General features: G+C 42.8%; 16 protein-coding genes and 1 riboswitch. Of the genes, 10 read left to right on the plus strand and 6 right to left on the minus strand.

The window, feature by feature from the left end:
• Window positions 1-90 precede the first annotated feature (90 nt).
• Window positions 91-1356 carry an alkaline phosphatase family protein gene (locus DUL71_RS01835; RefSeq protein WP_114936478.1) on the plus strand — a complete coding sequence of 422 codons (1266 nt, stop codon included), beginning with the start codon at window positions 91-93 and terminating at the stop codon, window positions 1354-1356.
• Between the two features lie 9 nt (window positions 1357-1365).
• A complete protein-coding gene (locus DUL71_RS01840; RefSeq protein ID WP_114936479.1) occupies window positions 1366-1869 on the plus strand; it encodes a hypothetical protein in 504 nt (167 codons plus the stop codon).
• Here DUL71_RS01840 and DUL71_RS01845 read toward each other — a convergent pair.
• Both DUL71_RS01845 and DUL71_RS01850 read right to left on the minus strand, forming a co-directional pair.
• On the minus strand, window positions 1861-2796 hold the full coding sequence (locus DUL71_RS01845; protein ID WP_114936480.1) for a DUF72 domain-containing protein: 936 nt from the start codon (window positions 2794-2796) through the stop codon (window positions 1861-1863). The genes DUL71_RS01840 and DUL71_RS01845 overlap by 9 nt on opposite strands.
• Window positions 2797-2999: 203 nt before the next feature.
• Window positions 3000-3761, minus strand: coding sequence for an SDR family oxidoreductase (locus DUL71_RS01850; RefSeq protein WP_114936481.1), 762 nt, complete (start codon window positions 3759-3761; stop codon window positions 3000-3002).
• Between the two features lie 459 nt (window positions 3762-4220).
• Window positions 4221-4335, plus strand: a riboswitch (SAM riboswitch).
• A gap of 306 nt (window positions 4336-4641) precedes the next feature.
• Here DUL71_RS01850 and DUL71_RS01855 point away from each other — a divergent pair.
• A complete protein-coding gene (locus DUL71_RS01855; RefSeq protein ID WP_114936482.1) occupies window positions 4642-5046 on the plus strand; it encodes a transmembrane 220 family protein in 405 nt (134 codons plus the stop codon).
• Between the two features lie 301 nt (window positions 5047-5347).
• Here the strand turns inward: DUL71_RS01855 and DUL71_RS01860 are convergent, their stop codons facing one another.
• Both DUL71_RS01860 and DUL71_RS01865 read right to left on the minus strand, forming a co-directional pair.
• Window positions 5348-6196, minus strand: coding sequence for a transglutaminase-like domain-containing protein (locus DUL71_RS01860; protein WP_114936483.1), 849 nt, complete (start codon window positions 6194-6196; stop codon window positions 5348-5350).
• A 4-nt stretch (window positions 6197-6200) separates the two neighbouring features.
• Entirely contained in the window at window positions 6201-6938 is a 738-nt protein-coding gene (locus tag DUL71_RS01865) for a proteasome-type protease (protein ID WP_114936484.1), read from the minus strand.
• A gap of 759 nt (window positions 6939-7697) precedes the next feature.
• Here DUL71_RS01865 and DUL71_RS01875 point away from each other — a divergent pair.
• Both DUL71_RS01875 and DUL71_RS01880 read left to right on the plus strand, forming a co-directional pair.
• Window positions 7698-8702, plus strand: coding sequence for a nucleoside hydrolase (locus DUL71_RS01875; RefSeq protein WP_114936486.1), 1005 nt, complete (start codon window positions 7698-7700; stop codon window positions 8700-8702).
• 68 nt (window positions 8703-8770) lie between these two features.
• Entirely contained in the window at window positions 8771-8995 is a 225-nt protein-coding gene (locus DUL71_RS01880) for a hypothetical protein (RefSeq protein ID WP_114936487.1), read from the plus strand.
• Here DUL71_RS01880 and DUL71_RS01885 read toward each other — a convergent pair whose 3' ends face one another.
• Window positions 8996-9745, minus strand: a complete 750-nt coding sequence (locus DUL71_RS01885) for a YdcF family protein (protein ID WP_114936488.1) — start codon at window positions 9743-9745, stop codon at window positions 8996-8998.
• 101 nt (window positions 9746-9846) lie between these two features.
• Here DUL71_RS01885 and DUL71_RS01890 point away from each other — a divergent pair, with 101 nt between their 5' ends.
• Window positions 9847-10056 (plus strand): hypothetical protein, encoded by a 210-nt coding sequence (locus tag DUL71_RS01890; RefSeq protein WP_091175047.1) that lies wholly within the window; start codon window positions 9847-9849, stop codon window positions 10054-10056.
• Window positions 10057-10068: 12 nt separating this feature from the next.
• The gene (locus DUL71_RS01895) at window positions 10069-10623 is read left to right on the plus strand and encodes an arylesterase (RefSeq protein ID WP_114936489.1); all 555 of its coding nucleotides are present in this window, start codon (window positions 10069-10071) and stop codon (window positions 10621-10623) included.
• A 56-nt stretch (window positions 10624-10679) separates the two neighbouring features.
• Here the strand turns inward: DUL71_RS01895 and DUL71_RS01900 are convergent, their stop codons facing one another.
• The gene (locus DUL71_RS01900) at window positions 10680-11726 is read right to left on the minus strand and encodes a sterol desaturase family protein (protein ID WP_114936490.1); all 1047 of its coding nucleotides are present in this window, start codon (window positions 11724-11726) and stop codon (window positions 10680-10682) included.
• A gap of 330 nt (window positions 11727-12056) precedes the next feature.
• Between DUL71_RS01900 and DUL71_RS01905 the strand changes: the two genes are divergently transcribed.
• The 3 genes from DUL71_RS01905 (at window position 12057) to DUL71_RS01915 (ending at window position 19981) form a co-directional block, all read left to right on the plus strand.
• On the plus strand, window positions 12057-14840 hold the full coding sequence (locus DUL71_RS01905) for an ABC transporter permease (RefSeq protein WP_244228679.1): 2784 nt from the start codon (window positions 12057-12059) through the stop codon (window positions 14838-14840).
• Between the two features lie 159 nt (window positions 14841-14999).
• Complete coding sequence (locus DUL71_RS01910) at window positions 15000-17429, plus strand: FtsX-like permease family protein (protein WP_114936491.1); 2430 nt, start codon at window positions 15000-15002, stop codon at window positions 17427-17429.
• Between the two features lie 191 nt (window positions 17430-17620).
• A complete protein-coding gene (locus tag DUL71_RS01915; RefSeq protein ID WP_114936492.1) occupies window positions 17621-19981 on the plus strand; it encodes an ABC transporter permease in 2361 nt (786 codons plus the stop codon).
• The last annotated feature ends 34 nt before the right edge of the window (window positions 19982-20015 follow it).

Here is a 20015-nt window from a genome sequence, read left to right on the forward strand (position 1 = left end):
GATTAGATAATGCTAAAAACAGCCAAAGTTTACCGGCTGTTTTTATTCCGGTAACGCGGTATTTATAAATTCGCGCATCATTGTTTCAGCATGAAAAAGTACAGTATTCTTTTAGTTTGCCTATTACTGGTTACCACCGCCTTTGCGCAGGATACCACTCAAAAAATCATCCCAAACCGTAAAAACAGCATTGCTCAACAGAAAAAGCCTTACGTTATCCTGATTTCGGCAGATGGCTTCAGGTATGATTATGCTAAAAGATACAACGCGCAGCATTTACTTGGTTTAAGCGCCAAAGGCGTACAGGCCGAATCTATGATCCCTTCATATCCTTCGGTAACTTTCCCTAATCATTATGCTTTAGTGAGTGGTTTATATCCATCGCACTCGGGTTTGGTTAACAACTCCTTTTATGATCGGGCACGTAACGATAGCTATTCCATGGGTAATAAGCAAAAGGTAAAGGACAGCAGCTGGTATTTTGGCTCGCCGCTTTGGGTTTTGGCCGAGCAGCAAAAAATGGTTTCGGCAAGTTTTTACTGGGTGGCTTCAGAGGCCGCAATACAGGGCATCAACCCAACTTACTATTATGTTTATAATGATAAAATAGACATTCACGACCGTATCAGCGCCGTGGTAAACTGGCTGAAGCTGCCTGAAGATAAGCGCCCGCACCTGATCACATTTTACTTTCCACAGGTTGACCATGCGGGCCATACCTTTGGTCCCGATGCTCCCGAAACCGAGCATGAGGTACATTTTGTTGATTCGGCAGTTAACGAGCTGAACAAGGCAGTAAAAACTACCGGCGTTGATGTTAACTTCATTTTTGTATCAGATCATGGCATGACCAAAATTGACCGTGAACATACCCTTGGCATCCCTGCTGCAATCGACACGACTAAATTCAAAATCTCTGGTGATGGCATATTGGTTGAATTGTATGCCAAAGACAAAGGGGCTATCCAGTCAACTTATGATCGCCTTAAAACCGAAGCAAAGGATTATGATGTATATCTGAAAGCCAATATGCCGGCTAATATGCACTACAGCACTGCCGATGATTGGCATAACCGCATAGGCGATATTTTGCTGATCCCGCATTATCCTCTGATTTTTAATTTATGGAACAGTAAAAAGATAAATATCGGCTGGCACGGTTATGATCCCTACACTGTAAAAGATATGCATGCCACCTTCCTGGCTTGGGGGCCGGCCTTTAAAACTGGTAAACAAGTACCTTCTTTTAAAAATGTTGATGTTTTTAATTTAGTAAATCGGATATTGGGACTTAAATACAATGGTAAGGTTGATGGCACCGATCAACTTGCCGATGAGATCCTCATTAAAAAATAAAAACACCCTATGAAAAAAGTATTCAGGCTCCTGATCATCATATTGTCGCCACTGGTTTTACACGCGCAAAACCCGGCCGTAGTAAAACAGCAGGCTACCCTAATGGCCCAAAGCATGACGAAGGGCGATTACAAAGGCATCGTTAATTACACTTATCCTAAAGCGGTGCAAATGGCCGGTGGTAAAGAAAAAATGACAGCCATGATGGGCGCAGCCATGCAGCAGATGAAAGCCGCTGGTATAAACTTTGAAAGTATTACCGTAGGCGAGCCCGGCAAGTTTTACAAGGCCGGTACCGAAACTCATTGCCTGCTGCCGGAAACCATTGTTATGTCGAGCCCTAAAGGCCGTGTGGCTATGCATAGCAACCTGTTGGCGGTTAGCGGCGATGGCGGCAAAAACTGGTCGTTTCTGGATATGAATAATTCTACCGCCGATAAGGTGAAGCAATTGATCCCGAATTTTAACCCGGCCTTAAAAATTCCACCTGCTACTACCGAGCCATTACAATAACAGCGAGGTTTGTGCGGTTGGCTTATCGTCGCGTTGGATAAACGTTGGTCGCATTAACTGCGTGCCCAGCGCTTTGTTTAATTCTTCAACCACATAATCGGCCAGTTCGGGCGAGTAGCGCTCATCGTGCTGGTGCATGAAAAACCATACCGATTTAAGGCCCTGATCTTTCCAGCTTTTGATCCGTTCAACCCACTCATCAACACGGGCGTAATCGGTAGGATGGAGGCTGTTACCTACAAAGCGGATAAAGGCATGTGGTGTTGTCAATGCCATGTGTACCACATCGCGTCTGCCGCTGGCATCAGTTATAATTGAACCGATATTAAGCTCGCGGAAAAGATTAAATACCCTGTCGCGGTTTTCGGTAACGGCAAACCAGTCTTTATGGCGCAGTTCAACAAATACCGGGATATCTTTCGGCAATTGTTCCAGGTAGGCTTTCAGTTCCGGGAAGCTTTTTGGCGTATAGTTATCGCTCAGCTGTAAAAACAGTGGACCAAGCTTTTCGCCGAAGGCTAAAATACCTTCATAATAAGTAGTGGTAATATCATCCGCATTTTTTAACCGACGGATATGGCTGATGCTCTGCGAAAATTTAGGGCAAAATTTAAAACCGGGATTACTATCTGCCTTGGCTTTCCATTTAGCAATAGTGTCGGGGCCGTAAACCTGGTAAAAAGTGGCGTTAAGCTCTATGCAATCAAAGTGCTTAACATATTCATCTAAAAAATTAGTGTCTTTGGTTTTTGGCGGATAGATTTTGCCGATCCATTCTTTACGTCCCCATTTAGCACAGCCAACATGTACCTGCAGGGGTACATCGTTTTTGGCCGCTGCAAGCGTTTCAACAGTTATCTGCGGATCTGTCGGCAGGGTAAAATCAACCCTTGCTAATTCCTCATCTGTTACTCTACCAAATTCCATTTGCCTTTTTTGTGGGAAAGATAGTGATTTGGTTGATTAGGTGAGTAGTTGATTGGGTGAATAGTTGATTAGGGGGGATTGGAGAATGGTTGATTGGGTGAGTAGTTGATTATGTTGAAAGCTCACAAACAAGCATCCAGCCTATAACTACTCACTTAATCAACCCAATCAACCACTCACCTAAAAATCAACCACTCACTAAACTACAAAAACATTCCACCTGAAGCTTCAATACGTTGAGCATTGATCCAGCGGGCATCTTCTGTGCAAAGAAAAGCTACTACGCCTCCGATATCATCCGGCTGGCCAACCCTGCCTAAAGCTGTTGATTTCGACATCATTTCTTCCAAACCGGGATGCGAATCGAATGCCGCCTTTGTAAAGTCAGTCTGGATGATACCCGGGGCCACAATGTTTGCGGCTATACCACGACTACCCAATTCTTTAGCAAGATATTTGGTAAACACTTCAATAGCGCCTTTCATGGAAGCATAAGCGGCATATCCGGGAGTTGAGAAGCGGGCCAACCCGGTCGAGAAATTGATGATCCGGCCGCCATCTGCAATTACTGGCAAGCTTTTCTGGGTTAAAAAGTAAACGCCTTTAAAATGCACGTTAAACAGGTTGTCAAAATCCTCTTCGGTGGTTTGTGCAAATGGTGATGCCGCGTCAATACCCGCGTTATTGATCAGGAAGTCGAAAGTATCACGTCCCCATTTTTCGTTCAGGGTTGCTTTTAATGTTGTGATGAAAGCATCAAAGGTTGATACAATGCCCGTATCCAACTGCAAAGCGGCGGCTTTTTGCCCTATTGATTCAATTTCGGCTACAACAGCTTCGGCTTCTTCTTTTTTAGTGCGGTAGGTAACTATAACGTCAATCCCTTTTTGGGCGATGTGCTTAGCTGCGTTTTTGCCCAGGCCACGGCTGCCGCCGGTTATTAATGCTATTTTGTTTGTTTTCATTATGGTGTGTTTTAATGTTTTAACAATACAAAGGTGCAATGGTTAGCTAATAAAATTATGGTGACTACTTCAGATTAAATGGTGATCATTTAAGTTTTTTAGTGTGGGGAGTACCAAAAAACAAAGTTAAGATATCGGAAATTCCCTCCCCCGGGAGGGGTGCGTTAGGGTTGCGTATTGGAAGGGAGGGGTTTATACGTCTTTGCAATGACCGGCATCTCGCTGAACCCCTCCTACACCCTCCCAGGGGAGGGAATCGCACGGCCCGCACTCTTTCTTTTTATGGTCTAATGGCTATCCTGTTTCAAAAAGAGACATCACAACCTCTCCCGTCCTGAATTTATTTTACTCATAATCAATACAGAACAAAGAAAAGCAAAATTAAACTACTAAAACTATAGGATTTATATAATTAATTATTACATTTGCACTGTCAACAACGACAAAGCGTTCTTTTATAACTTATCAAGAAAGACTGAGGGAAAGGCCCAAAGACGTCTTAGCAACCTGTACATCCGCATAATGTAAAAGGTGCTAATTCCTGCTCCTGTGCAAAACGGGAGAGAGATAATTATATCTACACCCCACAACCGATCTGATTAAGTGATTTTTTTCTATAGTTTTCAAGTCGCGTGACCGAGAGGATAGGTGGGGGTCCGCAATACCCTAAACGGCAGTTCGAATCTGCCCGCGACATCTAATTTTCATCAGCTTCATTTTATATCCATTAATTTTTCCTGTCGTGTTTTGCCGCTTTTTAAGTGCATAAAAACTATTTTTTGCTTTTAAAAACCGAAACATATTTTCATATATTTAGCATTGCTTAACCTGCATATTAGGCGCCAAAACCAGTATAAATTATTGCAATTGCTTTTTACTTATGAAAATCTTCAACATTGTATGGGTTGTACTTTTTATCATCTTCGCGGGTTTACAGTATAATGATCCCGACCCATATCTTTGGATGCCTATTTATTTGTATTGCGCCTGGTTCTGCTATCTTGCGGCAAAAAAAGAATTTTATCCAATTGGATACGCGGTAGGTATCGCCATTTTTACAGGTTATGCCATTTATAAAATATTTGACAATAATGGCCTGGTAGATTGGTTTGAATATCACCACGCCGAAAGCCTTGTTGAAACCATGAAGGCCGAAAAGCCCTGGGTTGAGGAAGTACGCGAGTTTTTTGGATTGGTGATATGTATAGCAGTACTGGGAGCCAATTGGGTTTACGCGGTGAAAGAGCGTAAAAAAGTGCCGGTTAAAAAGAAAGGGAAAAGGTAAGGGGATTGTAGAAAGCCTTCTTCCACATCTTCGAAAAGCTACTGGATAGGTTATTTTTAAATCAAATCTTGAGTAAATAAGCGATGTCATTTCGACGAACATGCGTTGGGGTTGAGCTCCGGTGAGGAGAAATCTTATACACCTTGCATTTTCGCTTTGCTTTGAGTATAAGATTTCTCTTTCGCCCCGCACATCAACCCAACTCGCTGCTCTATCGAAATGACACTTTAGGAATATGATAGTTCACGGGAATACCGTAAAGTCCTTCTTTTAAAGAACAGCTTCTTGTTTAACATTTCTCCTACAAATACGACAATCCCTTAAACTCACCATCAACGTAATAAAATGGTTCAAAGCCGTCTTCGGCAAGCTCGCAGCTTACCTGCATGGTTGTAAAGGTAACGTCGCCAAAAATGTTGGCTATGGCCGAGTCGGCGGCATCATGACCGGTGGCTATTTTGACCAGGCCGTTTAATGGCACTAAGCGAGTAGCATCAAACAAAATCCATTTGCCGCCAAGGTACGCCTCAAAGCAGGCATGAAAGTCGGCAGGTTTAAGGTGATAGGCATAACCCGTAAAATATCTCGCCGGAATAGTTAAGGCACGACAAAGGGCGATACCTAAATGCGCGAAGTCCCGGCAAACACCAGCCTGCTCGGTCACTGTATCGAAAGCTGATGTTTGTGAATTGGTTGAACCACTTAAATACTGCACGTTTTTATGGATCCAGTTGGTTAATTCAACTACCTGTTCAAAAGGGTTGGTTATATGCCCAAACATGTTATGCGCAAGGCGGTATAACTTGTCCGACTGGCAATAGCGGCTGGGGTTAAGATAAGGCAACACAGGCGAAGGCAATTCCGAAACGTGGGTTTCCTGTAGCTCACTGAAATCGGCTACTTCATAGCAATTATCAACTACAGCCTTGTAAGTGACTTTAACATCAGGCGTATCGGCACTCACATCAAAGCGCACTAAACGGCTTTCGCCCTGCAGCGTTTGCAGTTCTTCAAACTTAATGTACGGCTCTAAGCTAAATTCTTCGCTTAGTATGGTTTGATTGGGGCTGCGTAATGCATGTAGGTTTAAAATCAATGTGCCGGGCGACCGCACCACATATTCCATTTGGGAAAACACATCGAATTTCATGTTATCAACTTTCTGTTTTTATTTCTTCTAATTTGTTAAATGTCGCGTCCATCCAGTCTTCCGATATATGGTCGAGGGCAAGCTTCAGCTCTTCGGCCCATTGGGTTGAGATGTGTTCCAGATCTTGCTTGTTATAGCGCTGCTCAACAATATTGAAGCTGTCCTTTTTATAGACAGCAACATCTATAGGGAAATCCACATTGTTTGAACTCACCCTTGTCGAATCGAACGAAAGGAAGCCTGTTTTCAAAGCCAGTTTCAGGCTCGAATCTTCATCAAGGATCCGGTTAAGGATAGCCTTGCCATGGCCAGAATTGCCGATAACCACATAAGGCGCACCTTGTCCCAACTCTACCCAATTCCCTTCGGGATAAAGCAAAAACAGCTTGTGCTCATCATCATCGCGTAATTGTCCGCCTATGATGGTATTCAGGTCAAACCGTAAGCCAGAGGCATCAAGCGATTCCTTATCTTCCTGGGCGGCGCGTTTCACCTGTTCGCCAAAAGCATTCACGGCTTTGTACATTTTATTAAACTCGGCTGTTTCCAGGAGCTCATTAAAATAGATCACGGCCTTATCGCGTACCGAGCGCAAACCACTGGTCATGATAAACAACGAGAAGTGATCTTTTTGTTCTATTGTGATCTTCTTTTTTACAGTAGTATCGGTCCCCGAAGTTATACGGGTATCGGCAATGGCCAGCAATCCCTCTTTAACTTTAATTCCCAGGCAATAAGTCATTTGTTTAGCGAGTTCGTTATAAATTAATACCTGCCAAAGTAATTAAATAATGTGATAATTAACCTTTAAAAAGCCATCGCAGCCTTTTAGGAATTCCTGAAGTTGAATTTGAATTTAATTAACTGCCTTAAGATATAATATCCTATCCTAAAAAGAAAGTTCACAAAGCTTATTTTGCGCAAAAATATTCCTACCTTGTTTAAAATCTATCTCCATGCACTACTCGCAACAGGAAATACAACCGATTTTAACCAACCTCAATAAGAACAAATTTTATGAAAAGTTCTGCTATCAAGACTCCACGTCGAAATATAATTTGAAGTTTTCATTTGGGATGACTAAGAATGTCAAGTTTTCAATACTCCTTATTCAAGGTCACGTACAATTTCTTATAGATAGCGTCGGGGTTAATGAACTTTCTGCGGCTATAGTTAACATGCAGCATTTAAGACAAATTTTAGATACAAAAAAAACTACAATCGAAAATCAATTTAATATGATGATAAGAGATTAAAAAAGCACCCCGACGAAGAACATAGCTGAAGAACAAAATCCATAACTGCAAATGCATAACATGGCTTTAAATAATTCGGGGCGGGATCTATATTTTTCTTTTTACCGCGCATTTAATATTAATTGATTAGAATAATCATTTTAATAAATGCGAATTAATTTCTTAGATTTATAGTATCGCAACTTGTTAATAACCAATTATTAATAGCATCTTTTAGCATCTACCTAAAAATTTTATTGTAAAAAATGAACCTTAGATCAGCATCCCTCACCTTGCTATTATTTTTTACCTTGAGCTTTTCCAAAGCGCAAAAACACAATCCGATCCCTGTTATTTTTGATACTGATATTGCCGGTGATTATGACGATGTAGGGGCGATGGCATTGCTGCATGCCTTTGCCGATAAAGGGGAGGCAAAAATCTTAGCAACGATATCATGCAATGCTTTTGAAACCACCGCGCCAACCATCAGCGTGATCAATACATACTTTGGGAGGCCTGAAATCCCGATAGGGATTGTAAAAAAAGATAAACCCAATAAAGACTGCGCGCAACGATGGGCGCAAGCAATCATAGCCGGATATCCGCATAAAATTAAATCAAACAGCCAGGCAGTTGAGGCGGTGTCGCTTTATCGCAAAATACTGGCAAGCCAGGCCGATGGCAGTGTAACCATTATTTCGGTAGGTTTTTTTACCAACCTGGCCGATTTGCTTCGTTCAGGAGCTGATAAATACAGCAAGTTAACAGGAGTGCAACTGGTAAAACAGAAAGTGAAAAACCTGGTATCTATGGCTACCGGCATAGGTGCCGATGGTAAAACATTTAGCGAGTATAATGTAAATGTAGACGCAGCTTCGGCGCAGGAGGTATTTAAAAACTGGCCTACGCCGATAACCTTAAGCGGTTTTGAAATAGGCGAAAAGATCCTGACGGGAATTAAGCTCACCCATAATTATTCGATACAAAACAGCCCGATAAAGGATGCCTTTCAGATTGCGCTGGACATGGATAAAAATACAATAGGCCGTAACAGTTGGGATGAAACAGCCGTGCTAACTGCCATCAGAGGGCCTAAGCCCTATTTTGCGTACCGAAAGCTTAATATGGAGATAAAGGATGATGGTACCGACGTGGTAATACCGGGCGAACGGTTTTTATACCTTCAGTTTGCCATGGAACCGGGAGCTATTGCAAAAGATATTGAACAACTGATGATGCATCAGCCTTTAAAAAAGGCCAAACGGTAGTGGTTAAAAAAATACCAACTACTTGGTATTGAATTTTCGGCCGATTGGTGGCACCTTAGTTTTAAATTATGAGCAAACCAATTAAAATTCAGGTATCAATTTTTTGCGAGCCTTGCATCATTTGCGGCAGCAGACCTGTAATTGCACAGGCCAAGGGTAAATTTATAGTGAGATGCGGTGCCAATCCGGATCATTATCAAACTCCGCCGGGTTTGGTTGATATTGCCAATTGGAATAAGCATAATAAGCGCGATCCTAAAATACTTGTATCCAGTCAGCTAAAGCACGGCTGATCATTTAAAATAGCGGGTTACCACGTAGCCGATGGCTTCTTTTATGTACGTTCCCCAACCGGCCAGGGCGCCGGCATTGGGCAGGAAGTCATCGAATGATACGGCAAATCTCCGGCTTGAAAAATTGCATGGGTACGCGATAACATCAACCCCCTGCTTTTTAAATATCATCAAGGAGCGGCGCATGTGAAATGCCGAGGTAACCAACAGATAGGGGCCTTTAAGTTTGTGCTGTTGCAGTACTACTTTTGAAAATGCAGCATTCTCGATGGTGTTACGCGATTTGGATTCGCTGAGTATACAACTGTCGGGTACCTGCATTTCCCTCAGTTGCTCCCTCGTCCAATCGCCCTCCCTGAATGCTGAAGGCATCAAAAGACCATTTCCTCCTGTTACCAAAAGATGACTAACCTGACCGGTTTTTTGTAATCGTACGCCTTGAATAAACCTATCTGCAGCAGCGTTAAAAAAGCCTCCGCCGTTGCCATCATCTGAGCTGAAACCGCCCAGCACAATAGCGCAAGTATATTTTTTACCGGCTGGTACATTTATTTCCCTGATATCCCAGCACCAGCTTACAAAGTTAATTACCAGCGGGTTGGAGAAAATATAAAGTGCAATAATACCGATAAGCAAAAATTTCCGTTTACGTTTTACGTTCTTTGAAAAAAGGGCTATCAGTAAAAATGCAAATACCCATAAAAGCAGGTTCATTATAAATGAAAGCACTTTTGAAAATATAAAAAACATATTGTGGCTATTGTGTTTAAGTACTTCAAATATAGAAGCTTTTAGTATACCGGGTAACAAACTGGCATTATCATTGTCATATATTAGAAAAGAAAATTCAAATGGGCTTTATCAAAACTCTTGCTATAGGTGCTGCAGTTGCTTACGGCATAAATTACGTAACCAAAAAAGGACCGGACGGTAAATCGATCATCGATAACCTGGTTGACAATGCCCCTGAATGGGCAGATCGCGCTAAAAAATACGGTGAGCTTACTTTAGAGCAAATTGCCGTACGCACTCAAAATTTCAGGGACAACAGCAGGCGTTAACTTACCCTGCTTATGCACAATATATTATTCTTTGGCGATAGCCTTACGGCAGGCTATGGCCTTAAAGATATAAAGAATGAATCATTACCTGCGCTGATCCAGCAAAGAATTGATGCCGCGGGTTTGGCTTATCACACAATTAATGGCGGGCTCAGCGGCGATACTACTTCAGGCGGCCTGTACAGACTTGACTACTGGATTAACCGGCCTGTAGCTGTATTTGTGTTGGAACTGGGTATTAATGATATCATTAGGGGAATCCCGCCCCAAACTACGGCGCATAACCTGCAAACCATAATTGACAGGGTTAAACAAAGACATCCTGATGTTAAAATAGCCTTAATGGGTATGGAAATTCCTGCTTTTATTCCCGGTGCATTTGCTGCACAGTTTAAAGCCATTTTCCGAAGGCTTTCAGAAGTAAATAACACGGCTTTTGTCCCGTTTTATTTACAGGATGTTGCCGGTATAGCTCACCTTAACCTGCCCGACAGGCTTCATCCAAACGCCGAAGGTTATAAGGTTATAGCCGATAACGTTTGGCCAGTAATAAAAAAGTTGCTGTAAATTAATACTGAATGTGTTGGCTTTCGGCTTTAAGCATTCTGCTTTCAGCCTTTAAACTAAACCATTTCTTCTTTTTTACCTTGCTCTACAGTTTTCTTTTCCTGTTGATGGTCTTTTGGCTCAAGAGATTCAAAGTAGGCCTTTTTAACTACCGTTGTCATTTTATGATCGCCGGTGTGGCTCCAGCCGGGAGGCATAATAATATACAGGAACTTGTTTTTGATACCCGGGGCGTTGCGCACATCTTTAGCCAGCGCTATGATCTCGCCAAAGTAGGCATCTAAAAAGCTGTTTTTAATCATAGGGCGGCTGATGCCATATTCAATCGGGATTTTGCGGTCTTCATTTTGGAAAGTGCCGAATACTTTGTCCCATATAGGCAGGAGGTTGCAAAAATTGGTATCCATATATAATGGGTTGCGCGCATGATGCACCCTGTGGTGCGATGGCGTAAGTACAATTTTATTCAGGAAACCGAGCCGGCCATCTTCAATAAGGTTTTCGCCGATATGGATCATTGATCCCCAGAAACCATCTATAAACATAATCACAAACAGCATTGGCGGGTTTACACCCAGTAAAATGCAAATGCTGGTACGGATGAGATCAGCATAAGGAGCTTCAAGGAAAAAGTGCGCGAAGGTAACCGAAAGGTTCATGCTTTCGGGCGCGTGGTGAGTTGAATGCAGGCACCAGAGTATCCTTACCTTATGTGCAAGATAATGGTACCAGAAATGCGCGAATTCCCACACGATATAACCGTAAATGAACCAGTACCAGGTAAACGAGGTTTTAAATATCGTGAACCTCGAAAAAAAGCCAATGCAGAAGCCTACCATGGCTATAGATAATACGCTACCAACAAAAGCATTAAGTACGTATGTCCAAAATGAGATCTTATAATGGATCACTTTGAATTTTTTATAAAAAGCGCCCCTAATGATCTCGAATACCAGGAGTACAGGCAGCATGGGCCCCAATAAGGCTGTGATGCCATCATAGGTGAGCAGTTTACCATAATCGCCCGATTTGACGATGTCATATAATCCGCCTAAGCCAAAAAATCCTGTAATATGATCGTATATCGCTTTTAAAAAATCCATTTTGAAAAATTAGGTTAACCGGTAAAAGGTTTTTCCAAATCTATAAATTTTATTTGTATGTATGTAGGTACATGTTACTTTTTTTAGAAAATAACGTCTCTTTAAATGTGTTGTAAATGAGCGTAATGCTTTAAGCTTTTTAACAGCCTGTAACTCTGGTAACTGTGCAGTTGTTATAAAAGCGGACGCAGCATGTACGCTTTCGTACAGTAATGCTACTTGTTTTTGTTTAAATATTTGATAATTAATAAGTTGTATAAATGGCACATGTTTTATTTAGTAACTGTAGTTGTGTACTGCCTTTTGATAAACTGATAACCTGTTTGGGATATGAACTTAGATGACCACGTTTGGAACCTGGCTTCAAAGAAGTTGGCCCGTGAAGCTTCCGATGAGGAGCTGCACGAGTTGAACGCTTTATTGGCCGAAAATCCCGAACTGCACAGTCAGCTAAAGTTAATGTCTAAATGGTGGGATGATGGAGAAGAAAAGCTTGAGAATAGTAGCTTAGCTTTATTTGGCAAGATCCAGGCAAAGATCAAAGATATTGAAGGGAACGCCTCGCCTGAACCCGCTGTTAAAGCATCATCCCTGGTTAAGCAGGAAGTGCACCGGAAGCCCAATTTTAACAGCGATAGGGAATTAAAACCATATAGTCCGTTTTTTAACCGTACAGCCATGATCAAAAATTATCTGAAAGTAGCTTTTAGGCAGTTGCGTAAGCAAAAGATGTATACCGCTATTAAAATTGGTGGTTTCGCGTTTAGTATTGCAGCCTGTCTTTTAATAGCCCTGTACATTCGTGATGAGCTAAGCTTTGACAAAAGTTATCCCAATGCCAATAATATTTATCGTCTGATTGGCGATTATCACGATGGCGGGTCGCACGAAAAAGGTGTCGACTGGCCTTCGGTTATGGGTAAGGTTATCAAACAGGATTTTCCGGAGGTGGAAAAATCGGGCCGCCTGATGCCTAATTCGCTTTTTTGGGGTGCTGGCAGCAATGAACTGAAGCGAGCAGATCAGGCTGATAACACGCACGAGGAAGGTTTTGCCTATGCTGATCAGGGCTTGATTGACATTTTGAATGTGCCCATGGTTTACGGTGATCCTAAACACGCTTTAACCGAGCCTTTGAGTATCGTTATCTCAAAAAGCAAGGCCGATAAATATTTTCCCGGCCAAAACCCTATAGGGAAGGTGATCTACCTTAATAATAACAAAACCAGGCCTTTTAAAATATCGGCAGTAATGCAGGATATGCCGCAAAACTCGCACCTGCACGAGTTTAAGTTTTTGTTGACTCTTGCCGGAGTTGAGTTTTGGAATGGTGAGCAAGCCACCTGGGACGCCAATAACTACCATATTTATATGGCCTTGAAACCCGGTACTAACATAGCACAGTTTGAAAAAAAGGTAAGCACCAATATTCTTAAAAACTACTATGTGCCCAACATGATTAAAAATGGCGATAAGCGCGCCAGCAAGGTGATGGATATATTTAGCCTGAAGGTGCAGAATATCCAGGATATCAATCTCCGTTCTTATGATATTCATGATGGCATGTCGCACGGAGATATGAGGTTTATCTGGTTGTTTGGCGCGGTAGCCGGCTTTATTTTGGTGATTGCCTGTATCAATTTTATTAACCTTTCAACCGCCAAATCGGCCAACAGGGCCAAGGAGGTAGGTTTGCGCAAAGTAGTTGGCTCGCAACGGAGCGGCTTGATCAGGCAGTTCCTTACCGAATCATTACTATATAGCTTTTTCTCTTTTGTTTTAGGCTTAATACTGGCCTGGGTTATGTTGCCTTACTTTAATATTCTGGCATCCAAATCGCTGCATATGCCATGGGCACAATGGTGGCTGGTTCCGGTGGTATTAGCTTCGGCTTTCCTGATTGGTATTGTGGCCGGCATTTATCCCGCGTTTTACCTGTCGGGCTTTAAACCAGCTGATGTGCTGAAAGGCAAACTAAGCACCGGCAGCAAAAGCTCGGGCCTCAGGAATGTGCTGGTAGTTTTTCAGTTTACAACATCTATTATACTCATTATCAGCACAGTGGTTATTTATAACCAGATGCAGTTTATCCTTAATAAAAAGGTAGGCTTTGAAAAAGACCAGGTAGTGATGATACAGGGTACCAACACGCTTGATAACCAGGTGAAGGCATTCAAGAATGAACTTGTAAAGCTGCCTACAGTTAAAAGTGCTTCCATCAGTGATTTCCTGCCTGTATCAGGCACCAAGCGCAATGGCAACCAGTTTTTTAACGATGGTAAGCAAAAAACAGAAGCTGGTGTTGGCGGTCAGTTTTGGAATGTTGATCATGATTACCTGAAAACTTTAGGCATTAAACTGGTGGCAGGTCGTGATTTTAATCCTGATATGAAAACGGATTCACAGGCCGTGATCATTAACCAAACCATGGCGAGCAAACTGGGGCTCAAAAATCCGATAGGTAAAAAGATCGTTAATTACGGGGCTGGCAGAACAATTATTGGCGTAGTGCAGGATTTTAATTTTGAATCCATGCGTGATGGTATCGAGCCTATGGTACTCCACCTGGAAGCAAGCGAATCAATAGTATCTGTAAAAATAAAAGCAGGTGATGTGAAGAACGCCCTCGCGCAGATTACCGCCACCTGGAAACAATTTGCGCCCAACCAGCCAATCCGCTATACTTTTATGGATGAGCGTTTTGCCAGCATGTATGCCGATGTACAGCGTATGGGACGCATCTTTACCAGTTTCGCGGTATTGGCTATCATCATAGCCTGTCTTGGCTTGTTTGCTTTAGCCGCCTTTATGGCCGAGCAGCGCAGCAAGGAAATAGGTATCCGTAAAGTGCTGGGCGCTACTATAGGAAACATCACTACCATGCTGTCCATGAATTTTGTGAAACTGGTATTTATTGCCATTGTAATAGCAACGCCTATAGCGTATTACGCTATGACCCAATGGCTGCAGGATTTCACCTACCGGGTAGAGCTGAGGTGGTGGATGTTTGCTCTTGCAGGCATAGCTGCTATCATGATAGCGCTGGCCACAGTAAGTTACCAAAGCATAAAAGCCGCGTTAATGAACCCGGTAAAGAGTTTGAAAACGGAGTAGAGGTGGTTAGAGGCGTCTGAACCTGAATTAAACGAATTAAAGAATTTATAGAATTTGCTCAGCATTCTGTTAATTCTTTAATTCTATAAATTCCAGTTCAGACAATTGTGCGACAAGCACCAATGAACAAGTGAACTAATGAACCATTGAACCAATAAAATGATAAAAAGTTATTTAAAAACGGCATGGCGGTTTTTGTTGAAAAACAAAACCTTTAGTTTGATTAATATAGTGGGTTTGGCTACGGGTACGCTTTGCTGCCTTTACATTTTGCTGTATGTGCAGGATCAGTACAGTTATGATAAGCAACATAAGGATGTTAAAGATATTTATCGCGTTACCACCGCGCTTGAACTAACAGGTGATAAACACAATAGTGCCACCAGCTCGCCGCCGATTACACTGGCCATGAAAAACGATTTTGGTGAGGTATTGCAATATACCCGCCTGGTAACTACCGAAGGTTTTGGCGCCAAGCAGCACCTGTTACGTTACAAGGAAAAATCATTTTATCAGCAAAATGCCGCTTATGTTGATTCTACGTTTTTTGATGTGTTCAACTTCCATTTTGTAGCCGGTAATGCTAATAAAGTACTGTCCGAGCCTTATACCATTGTATTGGAGAAACCCGTTGCCGATAAACTTTTTGGCAGTGAAAACGCGGTAGGGAAAATGATCTCTATTGATAATTCATTCGGTAAGCATGATTTTAAGGTTACCGGGGTAATAGATGAAAGTGCAGGCCAGTCGCACATTAAGGTGAGTATGTTCATAGCCATGAACAGTGGTGGCTTAGGTCAGTACGTAAGGCAAAATACAACCTGGGCAGGCAACAACTTTTTGTACGCTTATGTAAAACTTCGTCCGGATGCTAATGCTGCCGCGCTTGAAAAAAAGCTTCCCGACTTTTTAAATAAATACGGGGCCGATCAACTGAAAACGCTCGGCATGAAAAAGGTATTGCACCTGCAACCGGTAACCATCATTCATACAACGCCAGGACTTGAGCATGAACCTACCAAAACGCTTGATCCGGCATTCTTGTATATCATGATATTGGTGGCCGTGCTGATACAAGTGGTGGCGTGTATTAATTTCATGAACCTTTCAACCGCACGGGCATCAAAACGGGCTAAGGAAGTTGGTGTACGTAAGGTAATAGGTGCCGGTCAGGGCGATTTGATGAAACAATTTTTGGGCGAATCATTTATGCTCACACTCATTGGCGTGGCTATAGCCCTGCCATTGCTGATAGTACTGCTACCATATCTAAACCAAATTACCCATACCGATATTCACTTGTCGTTTTTTACCAATTATAAACTTTGGGTAATGCTGGTGTGTATGGTGGTGGTTACCGGCCTTGTGGCTGGTAGCTATCCGGCTTTTTACCTGTCGGCGTTTAAAGCCATTAAGGTGATCAAGGGGAATTTTACCAATCATATTTCGGCTGCCGGTATCCGTAAATCATTGGTGGTATTCCAGTTTGTATTGTCGATAGTGTTGATAGCAGGCATTATTGTGATATACAGCCAGCTTAACTTCGTGAAGAATAAAGACCTGGGTTTCGATCAAAACCAAAAGCTGATATTTAATTTTTATACCGAAACCACCCAAGGCAAAATGAAAAATTTTGCAAACGATTTGAGGCAGCTGGCCGGGGTTAAAACTGTAAGCAATGCCGATAATTACCTAAGCCAGTTTGTACCTCATGATCATGGGGTTTATACTGCAGGCGGCAACATGGCTACCGCAACAGATGCGCAAAATATTAATACTGACGAGTTTTTTGCCAAAGCAAACGGCATTAAAATAATTGCAGGCAGAGATTTTCGTATTGGCGATACAACCCGCGTGCTTATCAATCAAACTTTGTGCAAACGATTAGGAATAAAACCTGACGCCGCACCCGGCACCCGGCTTTATACCCAATATGCGCCGGATCCGGTAAGTTTTGTTGAGGTGGCCGGTGTAATGAAAGATTTTAATTACAACTCCCTGCATATGGAAGTAAAGCCATTTATGTTGGTTTACCGGAACGATCCGCGGCAGTTTAATGTAATGGTGGTATCAACCAGTAGCAAAAACTATAAATCGATGCTTGACAAAATGGAAGCCCTGTGGCGAAAAGACATTGCCGATGCTCCATTTGAATATTCATTTTTAGATGCCGAAGTACAAAAGCAATATGAGAGTGAGGTTACCCTTTCGCAAATCATCAACACCTTTACGCTGATGGCTATCGTAATTTCTTGTCTTGGTTTGTTTGGCCTGGCAGCCTTCAGTGCCGAGCAGCGCAGCAAAGAGATTGGCGTACGCAAAGTACTTGGAGCCAGCGTAACCGGTATTGTACAGCTGTTATCAAAAGATTTTGTAAAGCTGGTACTGATAGCACTTGTAATAGCCACTCCAATTGCCTGGTGGGGTATGAGCAAATGGCTGCAGGCCTTTGAATACCGGGTAAGCATAAGCTGGTGGATGTTTGCCCTGGCCGGTGTGCTGGCATTGGTAATAGCGCTTATCACGGTAAGCTCGCAAGCCGTCAGAGCGGCAAGAATGAACCCGGTGAAGAGTTTGAAGGCGGAGTAGATTGATTTCGGATTTCGGACGTTCGATTTCGGAGTTGAGAAATAATAAATAATGTCATTGGAAGGCATGAAGCAATCGCATACTATACAGAGCGGCGCTGCTTCCGTGCGGTTGCCACGCTGCGCTCGCAATGACATGAGTGATAGGCCACCAATGAACTAATGAACAAGTGAACCAATGAACTGAAAACCATGTTAAAAAATTACCTTAAAATCGCGTTCCGCAATATTGTTAAAAACAAGGTGCATGCCTTTATTAACATTGCGGGTTTATCGGTAGGGATGGCGGTGGCCATGCTTATCGGTCTCTGGGTTTGGGATGAGCTGTCGTTTGATAAATACCACAGCACCTATGATCGCGTAGGGCAGATCATGACGAGCCAGAAGGGTAATGACGATGTGATAACCTTCCGGTCAACCGTGGTACCCTTGAGTGCCGATTTGCGTACTCGCTATGGCAGCGATTTTAAACATATTTCTCTTTTCTGGCCGGGGGCGCATATCCTCGCTGTAGGTGATAAAAAAATAACACAAACCGGTGGCTGGGCCGAAGCGGGTATGCCGGCAATGCTGGCACTGAAAATGGTTAAGGGCGGTTATACCGATTTTAAAGATCCATCGTCAATGATCATTTCACAATCGGTAGCCAAGTCACTTTTTGGTGATGCCGACCCGCTAAACAAAACCATTAAGGCTGATAATAAAACAAACCTTAAAGTTATCGGCGTTTATGAAGACCTGCCACGTAATACTTCGTTTTACGAAACAAGGTTCCTGATGCCTTTTTTTAACAAAGACAACTGGTGGAGTACACAAACCGCTGCCTGGGATAACCACGGCTGTTCGTTGTATGTTCAACTGGCAGATAATGCTGACTTTGATAAAGTTTCGGCCAAAATACGCAACGTTACCAAAGCGCATTTTAAGCCTTTTGATGAAACTATACAGGTTCATCCCATGAGCAAGTGGCATTTATACAGCGAATTTAAGAATAGGAAACCCGTAGGCGGCCTTATCGAAATGGTTTGGCTGTTCGGTATTATCGGGGTGTTTGTATTGCTGCTGGCTTGTATCAATTTTATGAACCTAAGCACAGCCCGCAGTGAAAAGCGGGCGAAAGAAGTTGGCATCCGGAAATCTATCGGTTCATTACGTTCACAGCTAATTAATCAGTTCCTGAGTGAATCTGTCATGTTTTCCTGCCTGGCATTGGTAGTTACCTTCGGAATAGTTTTGATAGCGTTGCCGTCATTCAATCACATCGCTGATAAGCAGATAGCGCTACCCTGGGGTAATGTATGGTTTTGGCTGATGCTTTTAAGTTTTACGTTGTTTACAGGGATCATTGCAGGAAGTTATCCTGCCTTTTATCTATCGTCATTCGAGCCTGTGAAAGTATTAAAAGGCACATTCAAGGTTGGCCGTTTAGCCTCAATGCCCCGGAAAGTATTGGTGGTGGTACAGTTTACGGTTTCAATAATGCTCATCATCGGCACCATTGTTGTTTTCAGGCAGATCCAGTATGCTAAAAACCGGCCTGTGGGTTATTCACGCGCGGGACTGTTGACTATCGATATGAATACCCCCGAAATTTACGGGCACTATGAAGCAATGCGTAACGACCTGATCCAAACAGGAGCGGTTGAAGACATGGCCGAATCTAACAGCACAACTAATGAGATCTGGGCACGCAACGGCGGTTTTGAATGGGAAGGTAAAGATCCTAAGTTTGAACCCACCTTTGCATCAATTGCGGTAACCTATGATTATGGAAATACCATAGGCTGGAAAATTATCCAGGGCCGTGATTTTTCAAGAAGTTTTCCTACGGATACCGGCGGCTTTATTATGAACGAGTCGGCAGTAAAAATGACAGGCATTAAAAACCCGATAGGCAAGGTGATCAAATGGGGAGGTAGGCCTCATTTGGTTACCGGAGTTGTTAAGGACATGATCATGGAATCGCCCTATAACAAACCTGTAGCCTCCATATTTATGATGATTCCGGGTTGGGTTAACTTTATAACCCTGAGGGTTAAACCCACTATGCCAATGCAGGAAGCATTGAAAAAGATAGAACCTGCGTTTAAAAAATATAATCCCGGCAGCCCCTTCAATTTTAAATTTAATGACGATGAATATGCGAGCAAGTTTTCGGACGAGCAGCGCATAGGCAACCTGGCTGCCATTTTCGCGGTGCTGGCTATATTTATATCATGCCTTGGTTTGTTTGGCCTGGCCTCATTTGTAGCCGAGCAGCGTATTAAGGAAATAGGCGTGCGTAAGGTACTTGGTGCATCGGTAGCTAACCTGTGGCGTTTGCTTTCGACGGAATTTGTGGTGCTGGTTACCATATCGTTGTTTATCGCTATACCGGTTGCTTATTACTACATGAACAACTGGCTGCACAGGTATGAATACCGATCAACCATAACCTGGTGGATCTTCGGGGCATCGGGTGTGGGTGCTATAGTAATCACATTGCTAACCGTGAGCTATCATGCCATAAAAGCGGCACTGGCTAATCCGGTGAAGAATTTGAGGAGTGAATAATAGATATGTCATTGTACCATTTGCTTTGCGTCAT

The organism is Mucilaginibacter endophyticus (genome assembly GCF_003351025.1).
Taxonomy (GTDB): Bacteria; Bacteroidota; Bacteroidia; order Sphingobacteriales; family Sphingobacteriaceae; genus Mucilaginibacter; species Mucilaginibacter endophyticus.